The 743-nt window shown below is 63.1% G+C and carries 1 protein-coding gene; it reads right to left on the reverse strand.

From position 1 onward, the window contains the following. Positions 1–740, reverse strand: a protein-coding gene (locus D588_RS26730) for an IS5 family transposase (RefSeq protein WP_087963681.1) whose coding sequence is annotated in 2 segments (ribosomal slippage) — positions 1–380 and positions 380–740 — 741 coding nt annotated over the 2 segments. Because the reading frame shifts where the segments join, the coding sequence is not laid out codon by codon here. This gene is flagged as partial in the annotation. Positions 741–743 lie beyond the last annotated feature (3 nt).

Here is a 743-nt window from a genome sequence, read left to right on the forward strand (position 1 = left end):
CAGGAAAGCCAAGAAATGCGTTGGCTTGCGATCGAAGCGCGTGGCGATACGGCGGAACTGCTTGAGCTTGGCGAAGCAACGTTCGATGCGATTGCGTAACCGGTAGCGTGCTTTGTCGTAGCGGCGCGGCCGCTGGCAACTGCGTGGAGGGATCACCGCCTTGGCGCCTCGTGACCTGATCAACGCCACCAGTTCCCGACTGTCATAGCCCTTGTCGGCCAGCACATATTTCGGCTTGAACCCGGCCAACAAGGCGCGCGCCTGCGTGATGTCGTTACGCTGCCCACCTGTCAGCACGACCCGCACCGGCCGGCCCTGGCTATCCACGGCCAAGTGGATCTTTGTGCTCAGGCCTCCTCGGGAGCGCCCCAGAGCCGAGTCCGAAGCCCCCCTTTTCCGGTCGCCGCCTGTGCATGCGCCCGGACGATGCTGCTATCGATCATCAGGTACTCGTTGTCTCGAGCCCGAGTCAGGCTCTGGAAAATCCGCTCCCAGACGCCCTTGGCGGCCCAACGGGTAAAGCGTTTGTGCACGCTTTTGTAGGCCCCGTAGCGCGGCGGCAGATCACTCCAGCGTGCGCCGGAGCGCAACACCCACAGCACGCCATTGACGAAAGTCCGGTTGTCGGCTGCTGTGCGGCCCGGGTCACTGGCTTTGCCTGGAAGCAAGTCTTCGATCCGCTCCCATTGGCTCTGGGTCAATTCATAGCGGCTGGGCCGCGACGTGATGGTCTTCGACATCCC

The organism is Xanthomonas sp. SHU 308, from assembly GCF_000364645.1.
Classification (GTDB): domain Bacteria; phylum Pseudomonadota; class Gammaproteobacteria; order Xanthomonadales; family Xanthomonadaceae; genus Xanthomonas_A; species Xanthomonas_A sontii.